Here is a 24,412-nt window from a genome sequence, read left to right as displayed (position 1 = left end):
GGTTTTTATGCTTTTATCGGGCTCACAGCCCAAAATCATTCGAGTTGCAGCAAGGCGGCGAACGAGACGGATCCCCGGGAGCATACTTGAGTATGTGACCGGGGTTCACGAGTGAAGCCAGCGCAGGTGCAGCTTGAAGGATGAAGGACCGACTACTTAGAAGACCAGGCGTTGAACCGTTGCTCGAGATCTTCACCATGCTCAATCCAGAAGTGAGTATCTACCTGCAAAGCGCCTGCCAGATTTTTCTCAGCAGTTGGCAGATTCTGAGCATATTTCGCGTCTATCATGCCGGTGACCGACTTCTCGGTCGGGCCATAGGGGATGGTTTCGGCAAAGACTTTCTGGTTTTCAGGTTTGTTGGCGAAGGCTATAAACTGTTCGGCCAGATCTTTGTGTTTGGAACCTTTGACAATGGCCCAGCTGTCGAGGTCGTAGAGACTGTTGTCCCAGACCATTTTGAAATCGTGGCCTTCACCTTGCGCGGCGCTGACGCGGCCATTATACGCAGAGGTCATGACCACATCGCCGGACACCAGCCATTGCAACGGCTGTGCACCGGATTCCCACCACTGAATGTTCGGTTTGATCTGATCAAGTTTTTTGAAAGCACGTTCAACGCCCGCAGGGGTTGCCAGAACTTTGTAAATATCTTCACGTTTCACACCGTCTGCCAGTAAGGCGATTTCCAGCGTGAATTTGGCGCTCTTGCGCAGTGCGCGTTTGCCCGGAAAATCTTTCACGTCCCAGAAGTCGGCCCAACTGGTTGGCGCTTTTTTCAGTTTACTGGCGTCATAAGTCAGCACGGTTGACCACAGGAAGATGCCCGCACCACATTCGGTGACCGCGCCCGGCACGTACTGCGTTTTGTCGCCCAGCTTGTTCCAGTCCAGCGGTTCGAACAGCCCTTCATCACAGCCGCGGATAAGCTCCGGGCTTTCCACTTCCACGACGTCCCAGCCAACCTGTTTGGTTTCAACCATGGCACGGATGCGCGCCATTTCGCCATTGTATTCTCCTGGCTCAATCGTGCCTTTTCCTGCTGCCGCAAAAGGTTTGTAAAATGCTTTGTCCTGGGCGTCCTTATTCAGGCCACCAAAAGAAATCACGGTCAGGGATTCCGCCTGAGCCTGAAACACCAACCCTGCTAGAAGCGTGGTAAGGGCTATTTTCTTGAACATGCTGTGACTCCTGGGTTAACGAAAAAGTAAGGAAAAACGCTAAGAGAACGGCATTGTTAAAAATATGATGCATCATATTTTATAATGAAGCATAAACCATGCCATTCCGGTTGAGTCCATCCGCCACGCACAGAACGGCGGGCGGACAGGGATTGAAGAGGCGTTATGTGATTTTTTTATGCCTCATGACACTCAGTTTCTTATTATTGGCACTGCTTTCGTGCATCTGTGCACTCTGTCTGAACGGCTAATCACTCAGCCCGATGCACAGGTTTCCTCAGTCAGCCAGCACACGGGACAAAATTGCCAGGGCTTCTTTAAACTGCACATCAGGAATGGTCAGCGGATAAAGGAAACGGATCACGTTGCCATGCACACCGCAACTGAGCATCAGCAATCCGGCGTCCAGCGCTTTGCGCAGATACTGTTTGGTCAGTTCAGAAGAAGGTTTTCCGGTCACGGGATCGTTAAATTCGGCCGCCACCATTGAACCACGCGCACGGACATCCACCAGTGCCGCACAATTCGCTTTGGCTTTCCCGAGTACTTCAGTCAGCTCTGCACCGAGACGATTTGCGCGCTCGCACAATTTTTCTTCTTCGATGATATCCAGCACTGCCAGCGCAGAGGCCACGGCCAGCGGATTACCCGCGTAAGTACCGCCAAGGCCGCCCGGCTCCGGTGCGTCCATCAGCCCGGCGCGCCCGGTTACGCCCGAGATCGGCAAACCGCCGCCGAGGCTTTTCGCCATCGTGACGATGTCCGGTTTGGCATCGGGATAGTATTCTGACGCGAACATTTTACCGGTACGCGCAAAGCCGCTCTGTACTTCGTCGGCAATCATCACGATGCCGTGACGGTCACAGATTTCGCGCAGCCCTTTCACGAAATCTTCCGGCGCGATATTGAAACCGCCCTCGCCTTGTACCGGCTCATACAGGATCGCAGCAATTTGCTGCGGCGCGATATCGCTGCGAAAAATACGTTCAATACTGTCGAGTGCCATTTCAGTGGTGACACCGTGAACGGCGTTGGGATATTGGGCGTGGAAGACCGAGGCCGGGAACGGCCCGAAGCCCACTTTGTAAGGCACTACTTTGCCGGTCAACGCCATGGTCAGCAGCGTGCGGCCATGAAATGCACCGGAGAAAGTGATGATGCCCGGGCGACCGGTGGCGGAGCGGGCAATTTTCACCGCGTTTTCGACAGCTTCCGCGCCGGTACTGAAGAAAGTGGTTTTCGCTTTGCCGCTCACCGGAGAAATCGCGTTGATGCGTTCAGCCAGATTCACAAAGCTGGCATAAGGCACAATCTGGTAGGAAGTGTGTGTGAACAGGTCGAGCTGGTTGCGGATGGCTTCAACGATTTTCGGGTGACGATGCCCGGTGTTCAGAACCGCAATCCCGGCAGTGAAATCGATGTATTCCCGCCCGTGTTCATCCCACAGCGTGGCATTTTCTGCTTTTGCCGCATAGAAATCACACATGACACCTACACCACGCGGCGTCGCTTCTTTACGGCGTTTTTCCAGTTCACTGTGACTCATCTTTCGCTCCTGCCTTCAGGTTGATGTTTTATAGATTGCCGGTTGCGAGATGAACAATTTGTCGAATTAGCAATCTGTACTTGTTTTTTATCCCGCCAGCGGCTCTATAATCCAGAACCAGTTTCATTTATTTTGAGGATCCACTTTTGCGCTCATTGCTTTCAGACCTCATTTTGCAACGTCTCACTGAGCTTTCAGATGCCCGGCCCGGCACGCTGAACAAGCGGGTTTATCAGGCATTACAACAGGCTATATTTGATGGCAGTATTGCGCCTGGCAGCCGCTTGCCCGCCTCAAGAGACCTTGCCAAAGAGCTGGATATTTCGCGCAACACGGTGCTGGCTGCCTACGAGCAGTTGCAGGCCGAAGGCTACATTCAGACCCGCACCGGAAGCGGAACCTTCGTTCCCGCAGATTTACCGAAAGACGGCGTGATCGCCGATAAAACACCTCTGCGCTGCGCACCGGTTCGCAGCCACGTGTCACTTTCCAAGCGCGGTTCTCAACTGCTGACGCGTACCGGCGTTGCCTCGCATCAGTGGGGCGCGTTTATGCCCGGGGTTCCGGACGTCACAAAATTTCCGCATGACATCTGGCGTAAGTTGCAGAACCGTCTGAGCCGTCGTCTGCCGCCCGAATTCCTCACCTACTCCCGCCATGGTGGCTGCCCGCAACTGCAACATGCGCTGGCAGATTATTTGCGTATAGCGCGTTCTGTTGACTGCACGGCAGATCAGATCCTGATCACCGCCGGCACCCACCAGGCGCTGGATTTGCTGGCGAAAATGCTCTGTGACCCGGGCGATGTTGCCTGGATTGAGGAACCGAGCTACTGGGGAATACGCAATGTGCTGACCATCAACGGCGTGGATATTCAGCCGGTGCCGGTGGATGAAAACGGGCTGAACCCGCCCGACAGCCCGCCACAGGACCGCGCACCTAAGCTGATATGCGTGACACCGTCACATCACTATCCGCTCGGTTCAGTGATGAGCCTGGCCCGACGGCAAAAAATTCTTGCCATCGCCAGCCAGCAAGGTAGCTGGGTAGTGGAAGATGATTACGACAGCGAATTTCGCTATTCGGGCAGTCCGATCCCCGCGTTGCAGGGACTGAGCAGCGATGCGCCGGTGATTTACATCGGTACATTCAGTAAAACATTGTATCCGGCAATGCGGATAAGTTATGTCGTCCTGCCGCGCCCGCTGGCCTCGCGCCTCAAAATTGCGCACTCCGAGTTGTACCGTGCCGGTAACGGACTGACGCAACTTACGCTTGCGGAATTTATTCGCGAAGGGCATTACGCCGCCCACATCCGCCGGATGCGATTGCTTTACGGCAGACGACGTAATGCCCTGATACGGCTTATCGGACAGGAACTCGGTCCGGAATTCCTGTGTGAAAACAGCAATGCCGGTTTGCATCTGATTTTGTCACTGCCTGATTCGATTGATGATGTGGCGCTGAGCGCAGAGCTGGAGCAGAAAAAAATTCTCACTCGGCCTCTGTCGGCATATTACCTGCGCCCTGCCCCGCGGCGCGGGCTTTTGCTCGGTTACGGTTGCGTTCCTGAAGAAGAAATTGAAACGGCTTTCGGGCACATCGTGGAGTGTTTACGACACAGGCTGCAAGCCGGTGGTGCAATCCCGGGGGCTGACAATAGGGTGCTGACCCTGCAAGGTGATTTGCCTGATCCTGCGTAAAACACAGATCTTACTGCTAGTAATAAACTCTTTTAAAATAAAAATAACAATAAGATTCATAAGCCTGCGAGATTTCTCTCAGGCTTATTTTTTGTGTTATTTTGTCAAAAAATGCTTGTTAGCGTCAGAAGCGGATGGTAAAGATTTTTAATAACGCCAGACAAACAATCCTTCTGAGGATGTTTTATGCACAAATTGTGCCGTGTCGCGTCATCCCATTTTCGATAATTTTATTTGCGGAGTGCCTGTGATGAGAACGTATGTCAGCTTCAAAAATATCAAAAAGAGTTACGACGGGGACAAGCTGGTAGTCAAAAACCTCAACCTTGATGTGCACGAAGGAGAATTTCTGACACTGTTGGGCCCTTCCGGTTCCGGCAAAACCACCAGTCTGATGATGCTTGCAGGTTTTGAAACGCCTACCCAGGGTGAAATCTTATTGCGCGATAAACCTCTGCATAATTTGCCACCACATCAGCGAGATATCGGCATGGTGTTCCAGAACTATGCGCTTTTCCCTCACATGACCGTGGCGGAAAATCTGGCATTTCCACTGACCATTCGACGGCTTAATAAATCTGATATCAAAGAGAAAGTTGACCGCATTCTGGACATGGTCAAACTCAAATCTCTGGCTGACCGCTACCCTGCCCAAATGTCGGGCGGTCAGCAGCAACGTGTTGCGCTAGCCCGCGCACTGGTGTTTGAACCTAAGCTGGTGCTGATGGACGAACCCCTTGGTGCGCTGGATAAACAATTGCGCGAACATATGCAGATGGAAATTAAGCAACTTCATAAAATGTTGGATCTGACGATTGTTTATGTAACGCATGACCAGAGCGAAGCAATGACGATGTCTGACCGTGTTGCGGTGTTCAATGATGGTGTGATCCAGCAGATGGACAGCCCGAATGTGATTTATGAAAAACCGGATAATGCATTCGTGGCTCAGTTCATCGGCGAGAATAACAGCCTGCTGGCCACCAACAATGCTGCCGAAGGCGACTATTACCGCGCATCACTCGATGACGGCACTCAACTGCGTGCAGTAAAAATTCGCCCAAGCTCGCCGGGCAAAAAGATTTTGCTCTCTATTCGCCCTGAGCGTATTCACGTAAATAATCCGCAACCCGGAATGGAACAGGTGAAGGCAAGAATTCAGCAATTCATTTATCTGGGTGATCACGTACGCATGATGACAGAAGTGGCCGGTCAGGATAATTTTATGGTTAAACTTTCTGCAGCAGCCATGAAACCGGAGTGGCAACCCGGCGCTGAAGTGCTACTTTCCTGGCAACCTGAACATCTCCGGGCACTTGATGTTGTCACGCATTAATCACCTGATTGTATGATTGTATGATTGTATGATTGTATGATTGTATGATTGTATGATTGTTGAATCCTAAGATTCTTTATCTTGGGATTCAATGATTACCAGATGTCAGGATTCACCATACCTATATTCTACTATCTCCTCATCTTGCACTCTCAGAATCCTGAAATCCCTGCATCTTCGAATCCGGTGATTTGCTATTCCCACTATCTTTTAATCCCAATATCTCTGAATCATTTGTACAGGTGAATGACCAATCATAATCACAGGATTCTATCGAGACACTAACCACATGGTATCCTGCAATCGAAGATCCACCACAGAATCCTGTAATCATACAATCCTCAATGGGAATCTCAGGATTATGTAATCCTTTAATATAATCCTGTAATCACAGAATCATAACATTAAATAAAATCACTATAACTGACTTAACTACATGTAAAACATCAACTAATCATTAAATCCTGTAATCCTACCTGCGATTTTAATCCTGAAATCCTGTAATCACATAAGCATCCTGGCATTCCAGGATTCTCTAAATTGCATCTTATGATAGCCAGGCAGCAGAGTATTTAATTAATGGAATCCTGAAATCCTATAATCTTAACGAGGATTCTACTATCCTGTAATCATAGAATACCTGGAGGCTGGTACAGGATAATCTTAGCCCGTCTTTCATCCTAAGATAGCAGCCTTACAGGATTTAGAGATTCCAGGATTCAAAGATATTTAGCCGCTGGTTCATGATAATCACAGGATTCCAATACTTCCAGGATTAAGAGATTATGTCCGGTTGAATGAAATCCTGAGACTGGAAAAATCCTGTAATCAAACAATCCTGCCACTCCTGAAATCACGAAATCCGAAGATGGTGAGATGGTGAGATGGTGAGATGGTGAGATGGTGAGATGGTGAGATGGTGAGATTTTATAGCAGGATGTTCATATGTCTGGCGTAAAACTGTATGCACTTAAGACATAAAAATTCATAAATAATCATTGAATCCTGAAATCCTAAGATTTAAAAATCCTAAAATCCGGAGATGTACATTGATGACTCTGCTTTTGCCCGACTTGCTTTGACATCACAACTGCGTTCCAACCGGAATCACTGAATCATATAATCACAGGCTTTAATCATCCTGGAATCACAAGATTGACTACTAATTGGCTCCACGCATCATAATCTCATAATCTTGAGATTTCATAATCACAAGATATTATAATTCGATAATCCTAAAATATTGAAATCCCCGGATGCAAACTTTATAGTAGCAGCACAATCCTGTGATTCATGGATTTAAAAATCTCAGAATCCTATGATTACAAAGTTTATGAATCCTGAAATCTTATGATTTTAGAATCATGTTATCTTCACTGAACGCTTCATCAGAGGTTGTCATGGCAGCGAAAATTATTTCTTTCCTGAACGGGAAGGGCGGAGTAGGGAAAACCACGACGTCTATAAACATAGCAACCTGTCTTGCCCGGCAAGGGCACAAGGTCGTAATGGTGGATACCGACCCGCAGGGGAGTATCAGCAACTGGTATGACGAAAGCAAATGCCTGTTCGATCTTGCAGAAGCGGCTTCAGAAAAAGAAGTCTATACCGTCCGTAAGCAACTGAAAGAATACGATTACGTGGTGATCGATGGTGCGGCTGCAATATCAGCTATTTCTTCCGCGGCGGTAATGGTGAGTGACCTGGTACTCATCCCCGTGACACCGTCACCTTTAGATTTTGCTGCCTGTGGCGCTATTCTGGCCGTCGTGGAAGCTCGCGAAAACTTGCAGCCGGTGATTGCCCGTTTTCTTATCACCAAAAAAGTCGCGTCAGCTAAAATGCTTGAAGTGTTGAAAGAATCCATAGCCGATACCGGCGTTCCCGCATTGCGTACTGGTACGACACAGCGCCAGGTTTACATCCGCACAATGATGGATGGCGGCACCGTTTTCGATACGACAGACGGAAACGCGAAAGGTGAAATTGAAATTATGACCAAAGAAATTACGGAGTTGCTGAAATGAAAATGAAACTTGGCCAGCACAGACAACTGACGACTGCACTGGAAGCGGTATCTAAACCACCCGCATCAGTGAAGAAATTGCAGACCAATATCGATGAAGAGCTACATCGCCGCTTTAAAACCAGTTGCTTCCTGCAAGATCGCGAAATGAAAGACGTCCTGACAGAGCTGATCGAAGCCTGGCTCATCACCAACGAACGGTCATAATGTGCTGATTACTGGCTGGATCGGGTCTCCCAAGGCCCGTTTCTGATGACATCTTGCCTGAGAACATTGCTCTGTCTGCCTTCAACGCTAACTTATCCCTTCTTGAATTATCTACTCCGGGGTGATCAGATCCCAAGATCGAATAATGTTTTGTTTATTTTTTAAGTTTAGATCTTTCTCTTTAGAGACGGTTTTTACTATTCATTATCAATAGGTTACTACACGTATTGTGGAGGTATTTCCTGCTTCAGGTGGAGATCCTTCCTGTTGGATGTGGATCCTTTTCATGCCAAATGTAGAGTCTTTTTCTGTGGATAATTTCTTTACGGATCAATCTATTATCTATGTGGAATGATTTTCTGTGGATATCTCGGTTACCCGCCAGCCAACAGCCACAGTAAGCTTAACATCTGCCTAACCGACTGTCACAACAGGCGTTTCTCATAAGTGGAAGGATTTCCTGATCCCATAGCTAACATTAATATGTGGAACAATTTCCTGTGACAGCGTCACGTTATGTCACGTACTCCGATAACGGATCCCAAATACCTGCAGACAGGGCAGACCCATTCTCTTTGAGGCGGTCAGGGAAGGGGATATGTGGAAGCTTTTCCTGATCCTCCCTATGTGGAAACATTATCTGATCCCTTGAAAGCATCTCCTCATCGCTTCTGCATAATAATTGTTATAAATCAGCAAATTAAAATAACTGTGACAACGTCACGTCTCTATATGTGGAATGTTTTCCTGATCAAAGATGATGATATTCACGATGCTTACCCGGCGAAAAACCACATTGCATGACTTTAGGTGGAGAAATTTCCTGATCCCATCCCGGTCTGTATGTGGAAACATTTTCTGTGAGCGCCATCGGGTTTCTTATGTGGAGTAATTTCCTGCTGACGCGATCATTGCCTCTTAATGTGGAGACATTTTCTGATCCCCATGCTGGCTATACGTGGAAAGTTTTCCTGTGCATCAGCTCAGGGTGAGAAACCCTGGACCGGAACGAAGTGAGAAGGGGATCACAAAGGTAAATTTGATGGTTTTATGTGCATGGGCGCTTCAAATGTGGAATGATTTTCTGATCGCGGTTAGGGTCTGGTTGCGCATTGCTGATAAAATTCAGCGAAGGTTATCACCCGCATATGTGGAATAATTTCCTGTAAAAAAACCGACGATCCAACGTATTAGAAAAAGGATCCCTGGAAGCGCTGAAAACAATATGTGGAGATTTTTCCTGATCAGGTTTTTCGGATCCTTATTTAAAGTACTGATTTTAAGGGGATAAATAACCCTTGTTTTTACTTTACGTCGGTATTTTTTATGTGGAATAATTTACCTACTTTCCACTTATGGATCCTGCTACATGGAACTGAATAAACTCACCGTAGTTCAGGGGAATGATCTTCTTGAAGGCGCTTACAGCGTCACTCTGGATGAAATGCGCCTGCTAAATCTGGCGCTGGCACAAATTGATAGCAGGAAACCTCAGCCAGATACGCTTTATCGACTTTTCCCTCAGGACTATCAGCGGATCTACGGGGTAAACCCGACCAGCAGCCACCGCCAGTTGCGCGAAGCCGCTGAAAGCCTGATGAAAAAGCCGGTCACCATCTACAAACCGGACGTAAAAACCGGCAAGGTTCGCACTGTACAACTCTCCTGGTTTTCACGTCTTGAGTATGTGAGCAGCGACGATCACAGCGCAGTGGTTCTGCGATTCGGACAGGATGTTGCCCCGTATCTTTATGAACTTAAAGAGTCTTTTACCAAATTGAATTTTGCCAACATCGCAAAACTTGATACGCCGTTCTCCGTAAGGCTGTATGGCTGGCTCATCAAAGCTAAGAACCTCTACGGACGTCGCAGCGGTAAAGCCATAGAAGTGACGCTGGATCTCAACTGGATGCGCGAGAAGGCCGGTTTGGCGGGCAAATACGAGGACTATCGTGACTTCCGTCAGAAACTCCTTGAGCCGACGATCAACCGGATCAACGCCAATACCGATATTTCGGTGGTCTGGGAGCCAGTAAAGCAGGGCAGAACCGTGGTATCCATCAAGTTTGCCTATGTGGATGAATCTGCACCGGAAGCCAGCAAACCGCTGCGCCCGCGCTTACCGCGACGTCCGCGAGCTGTCGCCGGATCGGCGCTGGAAGGCGAGTGGGCGCGCCGTTGCATCACGATCTTCGAAGAATATCTCGACAAACTAAGCGCTTACGATGTGGATGAGAAGGCCACCTTGCCGGACCTGCGTAAGCTTTCTGGATGGTATAAGCTGATCGGCGAGAAGAGTAAGCATAAAGCGATCCTGGCAGAAGTCAGTTCGCGTAGCAAAAAAGTCGCTGCCTGATTCCCCTTAAGCAGAAATAAAAATAAACGGCGTATCTTTCACGAGATACGCCGTTTTTCTTTTGTCCAAAATGCAAGCATTCACCGCACATATCCTTCTGAATAAGGCTTAATGGGTTAGTAAGCGCTTACTGGGTGATATCAGGAAATCTTTCCACATTAGCCGTTTTGGCGACTTTTTCTGCGTACTGTTTAAAAGCTATAAGCCTTACGTTCTAAAAAAGTAGCACATGAGGCATAAAACCCAGGGCGGAAGCCTGTTTCTAACGTATATGCAGGCTTGAAGTGTAAGTGGGTACTGACATTACCGGCCACGTTTGCCCTTTAATTGCCACCATGCACCATTTGCACCGCCATTTTATCGCCATTTAAGCCAGAGGGTTTAGCCTCACTGCTTCCTCAAGATGCTCGGGTGCAAAGTGGGCATAACGCATTGTCATTTTGATATCGGTGTGGCCTAGAACACGCTGCAAAACGAGAATGTTCCTCCCCTTCATCATGAAGTGAGAAGCGAACGTGTGGCGGAGCACATGCGATGATTGACCGGCTGGTAACTGTATATCGGTGCGTTGCAGGGCAGAGCGAAATCAAGATTGATCGTTTGTGGGGTGATCTTCTTCACTCTGTTGCCGCGTGAAAAATCCCCTAAAAGTCTCTTTTCCCGATACCGGGAAAACATCTTTGCATCGAATTCCCTGGCAATCGCCGGTATGGCACAGGCTTTTAATGTCACGCAGATGTACTGGACAATATTGCAAAGGCAAGCTGGATGCCGTTTCCGCGATCGCTGCCATGTCGCGCCCGGTTAATCCGGACTGGTGGTTACGCCAACTGAAAGGCCAGCGCACACGCTGGCGTGAATCTTTACGGATCGCCATCGGCAAAGTGAACCGCGACGCTTCACCTTATGCCAGTAAGCAGGCTAGCGCCTCGGAGTCCTGTCAATAACTGTGGGTTAGGTGGAAAGAAACAACTTACAAATTGGCATTACAGGCAGGCTGGGAGCACTGCTACGGCGTCCACTTCTGACAACCTGCGAGTTTTGACTGGACAGACACTGCCGCCGTGAGGGCGTTTGTGGCGCGTATACGGGAAGAAACACCGAAGGTGAGTAGGTGACAGCGAAGTTTTGACCTAACAAAGGGACGCAATGTTGCTCCATCAGCAAGATTAACGCCTGAAGAACGGGCGCGATTGCCTGAAATTGAGCGAGAATTGATGAAAAGCAAAATCATTGCTGCGCGCTGGGAGTTGGAGGTGTAAGTATCCCACCAAAACGGCCCATTCATTTTTAGAGATCTTCCGACATACTGATTATGTCCCCTGAGGAGATCGCTATGCGTAAGATCCGATTCACTGAGCACCAGATCATCGCCGTCCTGAAATCAGTCGAGGCTGGCAGTACCGTCAAAGATGTGTGCCGCGAGGCTGCTATTTCTGAAGCCAGCTATACAACTGGAAAGCAAAATATGGCGGGATGGAAGCCGCTGATATCAAAAAAATCAAAGACCTTGAGGACGAGAATCGTCGTCTGAAGCAAATGTTTGCCGATCTGAGTTTGGAATGCCGGGCGCTGAAAGACGTCATCGAAAAAAGCTTTAAAACCAGCGATAAAGCGTGAGCTCGTCAACTATCTGACCACGCAATTTACGATGAGCATACGCCAGGCATGCAGGACGTTATCGCTAAGCAGGACGGTGTTTCGTTATCAACCGGATACGCGACGTGATGAAGCGGTGATCCAGAGGCTGACCGAGGTCGCTGAGCGCTATCCCCGCTACGGTTTTAAGAAGCTTTTTCAGGTACTTCGCAGGCAGGGGCACGTCTGGAACCACAAACGTGTCTACCGGATTTACTGTCTTCTCAAACTGAATTTTCGTCGTAAGGGTAAACAACGCCTGCCGGTGCGCAATCCGGCTCCGCTGGCAACGCCGGAAGCACTCAACCAAAGTTGGTCAATTGATTTTATGCACGACGCGCTGACATGTGGCCGACGTTTTCGGACTTTCAATGTTGTCGATGATTTTAACCGTGAAGCGCTGGCGATAGAAATTGACCTGAATATCCCAGCGCAGCGTGTCGTCCGGGTGCTGGACAGAATAGTAGCAAACCGTGGATATCCGCTGAAGATGCGGATGGATAATGGGCCGGAACTGATATCACTGGCGCTGGCGCAATGGGCTGAAGACCATGGAGTGATGCTGGAATTTATCAAGCCGGGTAAGCCAACACAGAACGCGTTTATAGAACGGTTTAACCGAACATATCGGACAGAAATACTGGATTTTTACCTGTTCAGAACACTGAATGAAGTACGAGAAATCACAGAGCGCTGGCTGAATGAGTACAACAGTGAGCGTCCTCATGAATCCCTGAATAACCTGACGCCGGAAGAGTACCGGCTGATGGCTGAGAAACCGGAAATCTCAAAAAGTGCCTGGAACTAAAGCTGGGATACTTACAGGTGGGCGGAGCGCTAATGGAGAAAATCACCGGCATCGTCAGCCGATTAGATTTCGTAATGATTCAATCAGGCCTTGAAATCATAATTTAATTTGGCTGATCTGATTGAACGCTTTTATTATAAGCCTACACATTACAAGGTTATAGGGTGATCTATGGCATTGCATGGAAAGTTGATTCTGAATGGTGCTGATTACGCACCTTTCAATCTGTACGGCGTTGGCGTGTTTATGGCCTTCTCGGGAAAAGGTGTTTACCGAAATAAAGGTGCGTGCGGTGCAATACCCAGTGATGGACCGTTACCACCAGGTAAGTACTGGATAGTGGAGCGTGGTGCCGGTGGCTTAGGCTCGTGGGTTAAGGCTAAATCCCAAGATATGTTCAACAAATTTTACTATGGTGCTGAATTTGGGCGTGATGAGTGGTTTGCATTGTACAAGGATGACTGGGGCATTGATGATGGAACTTGGGTCAATGGTGTTTTCCGTGGGTTGTTTAGGCTTCACCCAGGCCATGTTTCAGAAGGGTGTATAACCATAGCGCATAACTCAGATTACGCTCTAATTAGAAATGCACTTTTGAGAACAACACCTATGCAGGTTCCTTGTATGAGATCTCTCATGGCTCGTGGCTGGATTGAGGTGATAGCCGGTGACTATAACAACACTTGCCCGTAGAGTTTCAAAAATCACTTTCTATATTCTTTTGTCACTGGTTGTTGGTCGTACATTGGGAAATCCTGAAGTATGGTTTGATCATAGTTTAGCAAGCTACATAGGCCATATGATTTATGGTGCTGGTGAGATTGGGGCAGATAATTTTTATGACCTGTACTTTTACATCTCCGTAATCACGGTTTTTTCTGTCACAACTCTAATTTACATTTTAACAATGAAGTTAATCACAAAAATAAGGAACAAATAAAATGCCAATTCCTCCATACATGTGGCTTAAAGACGATGGCGGTGCCGATATCAAAGGGTCTGTAGACGTTAAGGATCGCGAAGGAAGTATTGAAATCATTGGATTAAGTCATGGCATTAACTTACCAGTGGACAATGCAAACGGCAAAATAACAGGCACGCGCCAGCATTCATCCATGATGATTGAAAAGGACGTTGATAGCTCAACACCTTATCTGTATAAAGCGGCAGCCACTGGTCAGACGCTAAAAAGCGCGGAAATTTGTTTCTATCATATTAACGACGCAGGACAAGAAGTTTGTTATTACACCGTATTGATGGAAAATGTAAAAATTACTGGCGTTAACTGCGGAGTGCCCAATGTGAAATTAGCAGGCAACGATAAAATGAACCATGTCGAGAGTGTCAGTTTGCAGTATGAAAAAATAACTTGGCGCATTGTTGATGGAAACATTCAATTTGCAGACTCTTGGAACGAACGTCATACCGCATAAAAATATGTACTGTGGCTAATTCATAAAAAAGCCCCGTACATGTGAACGGGGCTTTTAGTATCGACATGGTCACGATGTGGACGCTACTAGAAATAAATCCTTTTATTTCATATTTTTAAGCTATTTTTAAAGCGACTTCTCCGTCGCCTTAAAAAATTATTCCGCCAGCGCCGCTTTCTGCGCCTACGCCACGCAAAAGGCCGCCATGCGTGCAGCCCAGGCAAAAGGGGACAAACTCCAGCGCGGTGTCGGGTTTTAAATCCGTGATCGACGCGCAGCCCTGGCTAATCAGCAAGGTGACACACAACCTGGACAGCAGCAGATTTGTGACGATGTTGAATCTGGAAGTATTGCTGTCGGATGTGAGTTATGAGGCGACGGAAAGCGACGGTGCTGAATAAGCTGAATATGTAAATCACTGTAATGTCAGATGTATGTTTTAGCGAATGACATACAATGATTGTATCTGATTAAAATGATCACATGGTGATTATTATGATGCACTGCCCGAAATGCCAGCACGCCGCTCACGCCCGTTCCAGCCGTTACCTGAGCCTCAACACCAAAGAGCGTTATCATCAGTGTCAGAATATTAATTGCAGTTGCACGTTTAAAACTCATGAGTCGATTGCGGACATCATTGTTGAGCCTGGGACGGTTCACGCCGTGCAGTTGCATCCGGACAAACATCAGCAGCAATCTCTACAGATGCACTAAAACAAGAAACCCGCCAATGGCGGGTTTCTTGTCTATTGTGCCTTATCAATGATTACAGGCTGTGATTGTTCGCCGCATTAAGGAGGGCGTTAGCTCTACCGCCATTTCATCGCCATCATAAAGCGTATAGCTAAAAATCAACTTAATTAATCAAAAAATAACATTATGAATTTATTGAATTTAACTTGATTATTTGAAGTTATTTTTTGGCATTAAGAAATAAAAAATAGCTATAAGCCATATTTTTTCGTTGTTAGACAAGGGTAAACGGCATCCTTACTCTTTGTCATGTTTTGTAAACCGTTTGCACACTTATGATGAGGATGTCTTTTGGCTACGTTATTACGCTCTGCATTCGCGCCAGCCGCACAACGCGCGCACCGTACTGCTTCTTTCAAAATCGCATTACTGGCCAGCGCCGTGATGCTGTCTTCTTTTGCATTCGCTGATGATGTATTAAAGGAAGGCATCACACCGGCAACAGATGTCAGCCAGATTCCTGCGGCTGCAAAACTGCGCACTGATACAGTGATCGCCGGGATCTCCGAACCTCAGGGGATTTTTAACCCGTATTTCTTCGTCAACGGCTGGGATGAAAATGTCACTAACGTGATTTTCGCCCGTCTGATTGACTGGGACAGCCAGGGCAAGCTGGTTCCCGGCTTGGCGCAAAGCTGGACCGTCAGCCCGGATGGCAAAACCTATACCATCAAACTACGTCCTGACCTGAAATTCAGTGACGGTTCACCACTGACTGCAGAAGACGTCGCGTTCACGCTGACGGTGTTGTATGACCCGAAATACGATGGTGATACCGATATCACGCTGGCACACATTGCCGGTGGTGATGAATATAAGCAGGGCAAGGCGGACAGCATCAATGGTCTGAAAGTGATTGACCCGTTGACGTTGCAGGTCACCACCACTCAGCCGGGAGCCACCACGTTGCAAAAAATCGGCGGGCCGGTGCTGTCGAAAGCGTATTACGGCAAAGGCTATCAGCGAGGAAATCTCGATTACCTGCGCACGCTGCATGGCAAACCGTTGGGTAATGGCCCGTATGTGTACGATAAGTACATCCCGGGGCAGGAGATCCGTTTCCACGCCAACACCAATTATTATCGCGGCGTACCGCCGACTCCGCGCTTTATCTATCGCGTGACCAATCCGTCGACTAACTTCCAGTTATTCCAGACCGGCGATACTGATTACGATGCCTTCACTTCCCGACCGGATGACATCGAGCAGCTGAAAATGCTCGGCTTTGCCAACATCAACCTGTACGGATCCAGCGATTACAGCAAAATTGAATTTAACGTTCACCGCCCTGCGTTGCAGGATGTGAAAGTGCGTCAGGCGCTGATCTACGGGCTGGATCGCCAGAAACTGATCGACGTGGTTTATCAGGGTTACGGCTCTGTGGCGATTGAGCCGATCGCGCCTATCTCCTGGGCGTACAACACTGATGGCGTGAATCCCTATAAATTCGATCCGGCGCAGGCCAATAAATTGCTGGATGAAGCAGGGTGGAAAGTTGGCGGTGATGGTATTCGTGTGAAAGACGGTAAACGTCTCGAACTGACGCTGCTGGTCAGCAAAAAAGTGCTGAACGATGCGCTGATCCCGATCGCAAAAGAAGACTATCAGAAAATTGGCGTATTGCTGAAACCGCAGGTTGTGGACTTCAACGCCCTGATGTCACAGCGTAAAGCGGGTAATTACGATCTGGCCTCGTTCAGCACCAGCACGCTTAACGATCCGCACGATGGCGTGTGGGATTATTACAGCACCGAGGCTACCGAATCCGGCTACAACAACCCTGAAGTCGATAAGCTGATCAACGAAGGGAACGCGACACTGGATATCGAAAAGCGTAAGCCGATTTACCACGAGCTGTACAAAGTGCTGGCAAACGATCCGCCGGCGATCCTGCTCGGTAACCGCAAAATTCTTTCAGCCAGCAGCGCCCGCGTGACCGGTTTTAAACCGGACATCTACAACGGCCTGACCGGCAGTCTGCCGGATGTCAAAATTGTAAAATAATCAGAAATAACGCCGCTGCCGGGATCTTCCGGCAGCTTCAATGAGAAAGTCATGAGAAATTTCATTCTGCGTCGTTTACTTCAAACCATTCCGATGTTGTTCCTCGCTTCGCTGCTGATTTTCATGCTGTTTGCCAAAACGCCGGGTGATTTTATCGATGGTAATATTACGCTGACTGCACAACGCGCTGCTGAACTGAAAGCCTTATATGGCCTTGATCAACCGCTGCTCAGCCGCTATCTGCACTGGCTGGGGAATCTGTTGCGGGGGGATCTGGGTTTTTCGTTGCAATATCAGATCCCGGTCAGCCAGTTGCTGAATCAGTACATCTGGAATTCCTTCCTGCTTGCGACCATTGCGATGGTGTTGTACTGGGGGATCGCGCTGGCAGTTGGCATTGTCTCGGCGATGAAGCCTTATTCCCTGTTCGATCATGTGGTGAGTGTGATCATTTTCGCCGCGATGTCCTTCCCGACGTTTTTCCTCTGTCTTCTGCTGATCAAATGGTTTGCCGTTGATTTGCACTGGCTGCCGGTGGGTGGGATGACTAACACCGGCAGTGATGCGACCGGCTGGGCGTGGGTGATGCAGGTGGCCGCGCATCTGGTGTTGCCGGTCGTTGCGCTGGTGATGCTGCAGGCGGGCAGCCTGACGCGTTATTTTCGCGCCAGTATGCTGGACGTCGTGCGGATGGATTTCATCCGTACCGCGCGTGCCAAAGGGCTTCGTGAACGCACGGTTATCCTCAAACACGCGTTGAGAAACGCGCTGCTGCCAATTATTACGCTGCTCGGATTTGAGTTGCCGGGGCTGTTTTCCGGGGCGCTGATCACCGAAAAAGTTTTCAACTGGCCGGGTGCAGGGCACATTCATATTGATTCACTGGCAGCGCGTGATTACCCGGTACTGATGGGGTTCACGCTGTTTCTGGCGGTTTTGACCATTCTTGGCAATCTGATTGCCGACGTGTTGTATGCGTGGGCTGATCCGCGTATCCGTGTGAGGTCGTAATGTTTGGCTCTTTATTTTCAACCAACCGCCGTCTGCGCGAAGCGCAAATTCCGGTGCTGGCTCAGGTGACACCGTCACCCTGGCGACAGGCCTGGCGGGCGTTGCGCCAAAACCGGCTGGCAATGTTTTGCTTAGTTCTGCTGCTGGTTATGGCCGTCTGGTGCATAGCGGGTCCTTACTATTCTCCCTGGCGCGATGATGCCACTGATGCGCTGATGATCAACAAAGCGCCGAATGCAGAACACTGGCTGGGTACCGATTTTCTCGGGCGTGATGTCTATACGCGGCTGCTGCTGGCGGGGCGCATCTCGCTGATTATCGGCATGCTGACCATGTTGCTGTCTGTGACACTCGGGTATCTCATGGGCGCGGTGTCCGGCTATCTCGGTGGTGTGACTGATAAAATCATCATGCGTTTTGCTGATCTGGTGATGACTATTCCGAGCCTGCCGCTGCTGATCGTGATGGGCGCGATGCTTTCTGAACTGGATTTTTCGCCGGATTCCCGTGTGTACATGGTGATCGTGATGCTCAGTTTGCTGGAATGGCCGAAGCTGGCACGTCTGGTGCGCGGGCAAATTCTCTCCCTGCGTGAACGTGATTTCATGCTGGCGACACAGGTGCTCGGCTTGTCTTCACGCCGTCGGCTGTTCGGTCATTTACTGCCAAACACGGTGCCAATTCTGGTGGTGATGGCCACGATGGCCGTGGCGAACGCCATTCTCAGCGAGTCTGCACTCAGCTATCTGGGATTAGGCGTGGTGCCGCCGACGCCGTCTTGGGGAAATATGATGGATGCGGCGAACAGTCTGATCGACTTCCAGCGTCGCCCGTGGTTGTGGATGCCGCCTGGCGTGGCGATCTTTATTACGGTGATTGCGATTAACGTGCTGGGTGATGGGCTGCGTGACGCGCTCGATCCAAAACTGAAACGGAGCAAAAAATGACACAACCGTTGATCCGTTTTAATCAGCTTTCGCTGTCGTTCTCCAGCGATCAGGGCCGTGTGCGCGCGGTACAGGATGTCACCTTTGACGTTCAGGCAGGTCAAACTGTCGGTATTGTCGGGGAATCCGGCTGCGGGAAAAGTGTCACGGCGATGTCGCTGATGGGGCTGTTACCGCCACAGGCCGCACGTATTGATGGCGGTGAAATTCTGTTTCAGGGGCGTGACCTGCTTAAACTGCGGCCGTCACAAATGGCGGATTTGCGCGGTAACCAGCTGGCGATGATCTTTCAGGAACCCATGACCGCGCTGAATCCGGTGCTGACCCTCGGTGAGCAACTTGTCGAGCCGCTGATCCGCCACCGCCGTGAATCGCCGAAACTGGCGTGGGCACATGCGACGGAGATGATCACCAACGTCGGGCTGGCGCGTGCGGAAAGCCTGATGACCAGTTATCCGCATCAGCTTTCGGGCGGTATGTTACAGCGCATCATGATTGCGATGGCGCTGAGCTGTAAGCCGCAGTTGCTGATTGCTGACGAGCCCACCACTGCACTGGACGTCACCGTACAGGCGCAGATCCTGCGTTTATTACGTGAACAGGCGCAGCAAAATCATATGGCACTGATGCTGATCACTCATGATTTGGGCGTGATCGCGCAGATGGCCGACCACGTGGTCGTGATGTACGCCGGTAAAATTGTCGAGCAGGGGGCGACCGCCGATGTGCTGCGCAATCCGCTACATCCGTATACCCAGGGACTTATTGCCTCGAGGCCGACACCGGGCGAACGCCGCCGCCGCTTGTATTCCATTCCCGGTCAGGTACCGGATCTGGTCGCGCTGCCGCCTTACTGCGCATTCACCGAACGCTGTTCCCGCGCCACGGAAAGATGTCGCCAGGGCATTCCGCCGCTGGAAGGTCAGTTCCGGCAGGCCGCATGTTTTTATAGCGGACTGAACGCGGTCAGTGAGAAGGAAAACTGGGGGTTACAGCCATGAGTGCTGAATATCTGATTGAAGTGGATGGCCTGAAAAAGTATTTCCCGATCCGTGACGGCGTATTCGGACAGGAAACCGGGCAGTTGCGGGCCGTGGATGGCGTCAGTTTTAACATCCGCAAGGGCACGATTTTTGGGCTGGTCGGTGAATCCGGCAGCGGTAAAACCACCGTAGGACGCACGTTGCTGGGGCTGTATGACAAAACGGCGGGCAGCGTAAAATTTCGTGGCGAAGACCTGCACGGACTGAAACCTAAGCAACTGAAAGCGTTACGCCCGAAAATCCAGCTGGTCTTTCAGGATCCTTACAGTTCGCTGAACCCGCGCATCCGCATTGGTGATGCTATCGGTGAAGCGATGCTGGAACACAAGCTGTGTACGCGGGCGCAACTGCACGGGAAAGTGGTGGAGGTGATGAAGATCTGCGGGCTGTCGCCGCTGCATTACAACCGTTTCCCGCATGAGTTTTCCGGCGGTCAGCGCCAGCGTATCGGCATCGCCCGCGCACTGATCCTGCAACCCGATTTCATTATTGCCGATGAACCCATTTCGGCGCTGGACGTGTCGATTCAGGCGCAGATCATTAATTTGTTCGCGGATTTACGTGACGATCACGGCGTGACGTTTCTGTTTATCTCGCACGATCTCGGCGTGGTGGAACATCTGTGTGATGACGTGGCGGTGATGTATCTCGGCCAGTTAGTGGAAACGGCCAGCCGTGATGCGTTGTTCTGTCAGCCCCTGCATCCGTATACGCAGGCGCTGCTGGCGGCGGTGCCGACGCTGGATCCGGACAGTGAGCCGGTGGCGATGGTCAGTGGTGAAATTCCGGATCCGTCAAAACCGCCTGCCGGTTGTCGTTTCCATACCCGCTGCCCGTGTGCAACCGACCGTTGTCATAAAGAAATTCCGTTACTGCGTGAGGTAGAAAGCGGTCATCACGTGGCCTGCCATCTGGTGTAAAAACAAGCCCGCCGGATTTCAGTCTTCCATGATCCGGCGGGCCTCCATCTGCATTTTTTGCCCAACGCTTTTGGTCACGTCGATCACTTTCTGTGTGGCCGGTGAAAGAAACGCACCTTCCAGCCAGGTGATCCCGACCCGGCGTTCCATCACTAACTGGTCGTTATCGATACGGATCAGCCGCGAAAGGAATTCTTCTTCGACCAGAATATTCTCCGACAAAAAGCTCAGCAATCCGCTTTTCGCAATCAGCCCCGGCACCGACGCCAGTGAGCTGATTTCCACTTTCACGTCTGGCGGTGAGCAATGATTTTCATAGAACATTTTATCCAGCCACTGGCGCATCGACACGGTTTTCGCCGGTAAAATCCAGCCATAACGGCTGAGTTCACGCAGGCTGGCGGGTTTACCGGCCAGCGGGTGATCGCGTGACGCGGCGACGATCACCCGGTCGGCGGTTACCGGCAACTGCACCACCGGGCTGTCGTAGTTGACCAGCGGACCGATGATCACATCGATCGCATGACGTTCCAGCAACGTAAAAAGCACATCGTTCATGCCGATCTGGATTTCCAGTTTCATATTCGGCACCTGCGATTGCAGCATTTTACAGATTTCAGGCAGTAAGAATTGTGTCGCAGAACCTGAGACACCCACGCGAACGATACCGCCCGCGCCGCTGCTCAGTTCATTCATGATTTCCCCAAGCTCAAGATAGGAACTTTGCAGCGCTAAACCACGCTGATAAAGCACCCGTCCCGCCTCGGTCAGTTCCAGCCCGCGACCTGCCCGTTTGAACAGTTTGATGTTCAGTTCTTTCTCTAAACGGGTGATGGATTTCGAAAGCGCAGGCTGAGTTATATTTAAATTTTGTGACGCAAGTCTCAAATTCATTATCTGCGCAGCCGTCACGAAATACTCTAAGTCTCTGTTATTTAACATTGATTCCTGAAATTCATCAATTTGATAATAAAATATAGTAGAAGGCATGAGAGGCAGGGTCAATAATCACGCCAACGTTGTGACCGGCACGCCGTTTTCGCAACACGAACGCCAGCGAATTTACCTGTTTTAAGTAAAATAAGAATCTAAGTGCATCTATGAAAATTGTTAATTTCACCATCAATAAAGACCACACCAAAAGCTTCGGTATCTACCAAAAAGAGGGGATTGTCGACGTCGGCAGTCACTCAGGATGCCGCGATATTAACGAATTCATGGCACGCCATTCACTTGCAGAACTGCAACGCTATGTTGAGTCCCCTGCGGATCTTCAACTGAATGACATCAGTTTCCTGCCGGTTATCGACAGGCCGGGCAAAATTTTCGGCGTGGGCATGAACTACGCGGAAAAACGCAAAGAATTTAATGAAACCAGCGACGCGCCGACATTGTTTGTCCGCTTCGCGGATTCGCAGGTCGGTCACAACGGCACCATCATTAAACCGGCTTCTTCTGAGCAGTTTGATTATGAAGGCGAACTGGCGATTATTATCGGCCGCACGGGCCGCAATATTTCAGCAGAAAACGCACTCGATTTTGTCGCTGGTTACAGCTGCTATATGGATGGTTCAGTACGCGACTGGCAGCATAAATGGTATACCGCAGGTAAAAACTGGCCATCGACAGGCGCATTTGGCCCGTGGATGGTGACGCCGGATGAAGTCGGCGACCCGCAAAATCTGAGTATCAAAACCTGGCTGAATGACCGGCTGGTGCAGGACGACACCACAGCCAATATGGTGCACACCATTCCGCAGATGATTGCCTACATCAGCACCTTCACCCAGCTTTCTCCGGGCGATGTGATCATGACCGGTTCACCGGGCGGTGTGGGTAAAACCCGCGTACCGCCGTTGTTCCTGCATGAGAATGACAAGATTGAAGTGGAAATCGAAAATATCGGGCGTCTGACCAATCTTATTCAGAATGCACCGTTGTCTGAGCTTACGCATTCAAAGACAGCGGCCTGATAAATCTCAGCGCGTTTGATTCACCAAAGGCACCGATTGTTCGGTGCCTTTGTTTTTGACGACCATCAGGTAGGTCAGCGTAAACGACAGCCCCAGTGACAGCACTACGCCCATCAGAATGTAAATGAAATAGGGACCGATGTAGGCGGGCAGGCTGAAAATGCTCGACAGAATATAGCCGTACAAACGCACTCCGAAGAACGCGATAAATGCCGACGCCACGGAACTGCTGATGGTGGTGGCGATAAAGGCTTTTTTGTAGCGCGTCAGCACGCCGAATAATGCCGGTTCGGTGATCCCCAGCAAGCCGGAAATCGCCGCAGAGAGCACCACGGATTTTTGTTCACGGGTTTTAACGTGGAAATAAATCGCAAAGGTGGATCCGGCAATCGCCATGTTGGCCATAAACATCATCGGCATCAGCATGTCCCAGCCCTGATCGGTAAAGTTCTGCAAGGCAATTGGTGTCATGGCGTGATGCATGCCGGTGAGGATCGCCACCGGGCGGATCGCGCCGACAATAAAGCCCGCAAACACCGCCGATACATCGAACAATCCCTGGATGCCAAACGCCAGCAACTTACCGAGATAAATCCCCGCCGGACCAATCAGCGTCAGTGATACCAGCGCTGCGATAAACAAGGTCAGCGTCGGCGTAAAGACGGTTTTCAGCACATCCGGCATGATTTTATCTACCCAGCGATGGATATAACTCAGCGCCAGCACCGAGAAAATCACCGGAATCACACTGGCCGAATAGTTGAAAACAGACACTGGCAGCACATCCATAAAGTACAGCGCGGTCGGTGCCCCGGCCGTGTGGCTGGTGAGTGCTTTCGCCGCGTCCATCAGCGTCGGGTACATCAGGCAGGCGGCTACGGCAGCGGCCAGATATTCATTGGTTTTGAAGATCTTCGCCGCAGAAACCGCGAGGAAAAACGGCAGGAAGTAAAAAACGCCGCTGGCGATCAAATCGATGATCATCACGGTTTCGCTTTTGGCCGATATGACTTTCAGGGCAATCAGTCCGGCCAGTAAACCTTTAATCATCCCCGCGCCCGCAATGGCCGGAACGATCGGGCCGAACACGCCGGAGACGGTATCCATGAACATCGATACCAGGCTTTTTCTTCCTTTTGTGGAAACATTTCCTGTTGGTGTTTCGGCGTTGCCGCTCACCGGATCCAGTTGCGACACGATGGCCTCGTACCAGACATTCACCTTTGGTCCGATGATGATTTGCACCTGATCACTCTGGCTTTGCGCGCCGAGCACGCCGGGCAGATTTTTAATCTCATCCCAGGCCACTTTATTTTCGTCGCGTAAATCAAAACGCAGGCGGGTCATGCAGTGCCAGACTTTATTAATATTTCCCGCACCGCCCACCAGTTTAATTACCGAGAGCATTATTTCTGTATTCACCCTAAACCCCGCGACGAAAAAATCAATTATTCTTTATTTGAGTGAAGAGGAGTGTAATGAGGGATATTTTTAAAAACAAACCAATAAAACAGGATCCCCGTC

General features: G+C 49.9%; 21 protein-coding genes and 3 pseudogenes. 19 read left to right on the top strand and 5 right to left on the bottom strand.

Going from position 1 to position 24,412, the window contains the following annotated elements:
* Window positions 1-152 precede the first annotated feature (152 nt).
* Both HGO41_RS15445 and HGO41_RS15440 read right to left on the bottom strand, forming a co-directional pair.
* The gene (locus tag HGO41_RS15445) at window positions 153-1,181 is read right to left on the bottom strand and encodes an ABC transporter substrate-binding protein (RefSeq protein WP_013577998.1); all 1,029 of its coding nucleotides are present in this window, start codon (window positions 1,179-1,181) and stop codon (window positions 153-155) included.
* 277 nt (window positions 1,182-1,458) lie between these two features.
* Entirely contained in the window at window positions 1,459-2,727 is a 1,269-nt protein-coding gene (locus HGO41_RS15440; RefSeq protein WP_013577997.1) for a 4-aminobutyrate--2-oxoglutarate transaminase, read from the bottom strand.
* A gap of 146 nt (window positions 2,728-2,873) precedes the next feature.
* Between HGO41_RS15440 and pdxR the strand changes: the two genes are divergently transcribed.
* The 6 genes from pdxR (at window position 2,874) to HGO41_RS15410 (ending at window position 10,355) form a co-directional block, all read left to right on the top strand.
* Window positions 2,874-4,430, top strand: coding sequence for a MocR-like pyridoxine biosynthesis transcription factor PdxR (gene pdxR, locus HGO41_RS15435; protein ID WP_112151480.1), 1,557 nt, complete (start codon window positions 2,874-2,876; stop codon window positions 4,428-4,430).
* Window positions 4,431-4,680: 250 nt separating this feature from the next.
* Window positions 4,681-5,766: an ABC transporter ATP-binding protein gene (locus HGO41_RS15430; RefSeq protein WP_013577995.1), complete on the top strand. Its 1,086-nt coding sequence runs from the start codon at window positions 4,681-4,683 to the stop codon at window positions 5,764-5,766.
* Between the two features lie 1,400 nt (window positions 5,767-7,166).
* Window positions 7,167-7,793, top strand: coding sequence for a ParA family partition ATPase (parA, locus tag HGO41_RS15425; protein ID WP_013577994.1), 627 nt, complete (start codon window positions 7,167-7,169; stop codon window positions 7,791-7,793).
* On the top strand, window positions 7,790-7,999 hold the full coding sequence (locus tag HGO41_RS15420) for a plasmid partition protein ParG (protein ID WP_013577993.1): 210 nt from the start codon (window positions 7,790-7,792) through the stop codon (window positions 7,997-7,999). The genes parA and HGO41_RS15420 overlap by 4 nt, the downstream gene beginning before the upstream one ends.
* 600 nt (window positions 8,000-8,599) lie before the next feature.
* Complete coding sequence (locus HGO41_RS15415) at window positions 8,600-8,803, top strand: hypothetical protein (RefSeq protein WP_147423489.1); 204 nt, start codon at window positions 8,600-8,602, stop codon at window positions 8,801-8,803.
* 565 nt (window positions 8,804-9,368) lie between these two features.
* A complete protein-coding gene (locus HGO41_RS15410; protein WP_013577992.1) occupies window positions 9,369-10,355 on the top strand; it encodes a replication initiation protein in 987 nt (328 codons plus the stop codon).
* Window positions 10,356-10,678: 323 nt separating this feature from the next.
* Here HGO41_RS15410 and HGO41_RS15405 read toward each other — a convergent pair.
* Window positions 10,679-10,941: pseudogene (locus tag HGO41_RS15405) on the bottom strand (tyrosine-type recombinase/integrase); the annotation flags it as partial.
* A 139-nt stretch (window positions 10,942-11,080) separates the two neighbouring features.
* Here HGO41_RS15405 and HGO41_RS25855 point away from each other — a divergent pair.
* The 12 genes and pseudogenes from HGO41_RS25855 (at window position 11,081) to HGO41_RS15350 (ending at window position 20,915) form a co-directional block, all read left to right on the top strand.
* The gene (locus HGO41_RS25855) at window positions 11,081-11,302 is read left to right on the top strand and encodes a replication endonuclease (RefSeq protein ID WP_309247398.1); all 222 of its coding nucleotides are present in this window, start codon (window positions 11,081-11,083) and stop codon (window positions 11,300-11,302) included.
* Between the two features lie 368 nt (window positions 11,303-11,670).
* A pseudogene (locus HGO41_RS25850) lies at window positions 11,671-11,975 on the top strand (transposase).
* The gene (locus tag HGO41_RS15395) at window positions 11,965-12,801 is read left to right on the top strand and encodes an IS3 family transposase (RefSeq protein WP_353050900.1); all 837 of its coding nucleotides are present in this window, start codon (window positions 11,965-11,967) and stop codon (window positions 12,799-12,801) included. The pseudogene HGO41_RS25850 and the gene HGO41_RS15395 overlap by 11 nt, the downstream one beginning before the upstream one ends.
* Before the next feature lie 171 nt (window positions 12,802-12,972).
* Window positions 12,973-13,494 carry a DUF2778 domain-containing protein gene (locus HGO41_RS15390; RefSeq protein WP_153376840.1) on the top strand — a complete coding sequence of 174 codons (522 nt, stop codon included), beginning with the start codon at window positions 12,973-12,975 and terminating at the stop codon, window positions 13,492-13,494.
* Window positions 13,495-13,742: 248 nt separating this feature from the next.
* Window positions 13,743-14,234 (top strand): Hcp family type VI secretion system effector, encoded by a 492-nt coding sequence (locus HGO41_RS15385; RefSeq protein WP_121019854.1) that lies wholly within the window; start codon window positions 13,743-13,745, stop codon window positions 14,232-14,234.
* Between the two features lie 184 nt (window positions 14,235-14,418).
* A pseudogene (locus HGO41_RS15380) lies at window positions 14,419-14,635 on the top strand (phage late control D family protein); the annotation flags it as partial.
* A gap of 94 nt (window positions 14,636-14,729) precedes the next feature.
* Entirely contained in the window at window positions 14,730-14,951 is a 222-nt protein-coding gene (locus HGO41_RS15375) for a DNA-binding transcriptional regulator (RefSeq protein WP_014341711.1), read from the top strand.
* Between the two features lie 423 nt (window positions 14,952-15,374).
* The gene (locus tag HGO41_RS15370; protein ID WP_223510035.1) at window positions 15,375-16,994 is read left to right on the top strand and encodes an ABC transporter substrate-binding protein; all 1,620 of its coding nucleotides are present in this window, start codon (window positions 15,375-15,377) and stop codon (window positions 16,992-16,994) included.
* Window positions 16,995-17,045: 51 nt separating this feature from the next.
* Window positions 17,046-18,005: an ABC transporter permease gene (locus tag HGO41_RS15365; protein ID WP_014416615.1), complete on the top strand. Its 960-nt coding sequence runs from the start codon at window positions 17,046-17,048 to the stop codon at window positions 18,003-18,005.
* Window positions 18,005-18,952, top strand: coding sequence for an oligopeptide ABC transporter permease (opp4C, locus tag HGO41_RS15360; protein ID WP_013577989.1), 948 nt, complete (start codon window positions 18,005-18,007; stop codon window positions 18,950-18,952). Before HGO41_RS15365 ends, opp4C begins: the two co-directional genes overlap by 1 nt.
* The gene (locus HGO41_RS15355) at window positions 18,949-19,953 is read left to right on the top strand and encodes an ABC transporter ATP-binding protein (protein ID WP_250981195.1); all 1,005 of its coding nucleotides are present in this window, start codon (window positions 18,949-18,951) and stop codon (window positions 19,951-19,953) included. Before opp4C ends, HGO41_RS15355 begins: the two co-directional genes overlap by 4 nt.
* The gene (locus HGO41_RS15350; RefSeq protein WP_013577987.1) at window positions 19,950-20,915 is read left to right on the top strand and encodes an ABC transporter ATP-binding protein; all 966 of its coding nucleotides are present in this window, start codon (window positions 19,950-19,952) and stop codon (window positions 20,913-20,915) included. Before HGO41_RS15355 ends, HGO41_RS15350 begins: the two co-directional genes overlap by 4 nt.
* An 18-nt stretch (window positions 20,916-20,933) precedes the next feature.
* Here HGO41_RS15350 and HGO41_RS15345 read toward each other — a convergent pair whose 3' ends face one another.
* Window positions 20,934-21,857: a LysR family transcriptional regulator gene (locus HGO41_RS15345; RefSeq protein ID WP_013577986.1), complete on the bottom strand. Its 924-nt coding sequence runs from the start codon at window positions 21,855-21,857 to the stop codon at window positions 20,934-20,936.
* 158 nt (window positions 21,858-22,015) lie between these two features.
* On the opposite strand from HGO41_RS15345, the gene HGO41_RS15340 reads away from it, so the two are divergent.
* The gene (locus HGO41_RS15340; protein WP_112151483.1) at window positions 22,016-22,888 is read left to right on the top strand and encodes a fumarylacetoacetate hydrolase family protein; all 873 of its coding nucleotides are present in this window, start codon (window positions 22,016-22,018) and stop codon (window positions 22,886-22,888) included.
* Between the two features lie 6 nt (window positions 22,889-22,894).
* Here HGO41_RS15340 and HGO41_RS15335 read toward each other — a convergent pair whose 3' ends face one another.
* Window positions 22,895-24,295, bottom strand: a complete 1,401-nt coding sequence (locus HGO41_RS15335) for a PTS transporter subunit EIIC (RefSeq protein ID WP_250981200.1) — start codon at window positions 24,293-24,295, stop codon at window positions 22,895-22,897.
* Window positions 24,296-24,412 lie beyond the last annotated feature (117 nt).

Origin of the sequence: Rahnella sp. CG8, assembly GCF_023701875.1 — a bacterium.
Taxonomy (GTDB): domain Bacteria; phylum Pseudomonadota; class Gammaproteobacteria; order Enterobacterales; family Enterobacteriaceae; genus Rahnella; species Rahnella aceris.
The sequence above is the reverse complement of the archived record's forward strand: the minus strand, read 5'-3'. Positions and strand labels throughout refer to the sequence as shown.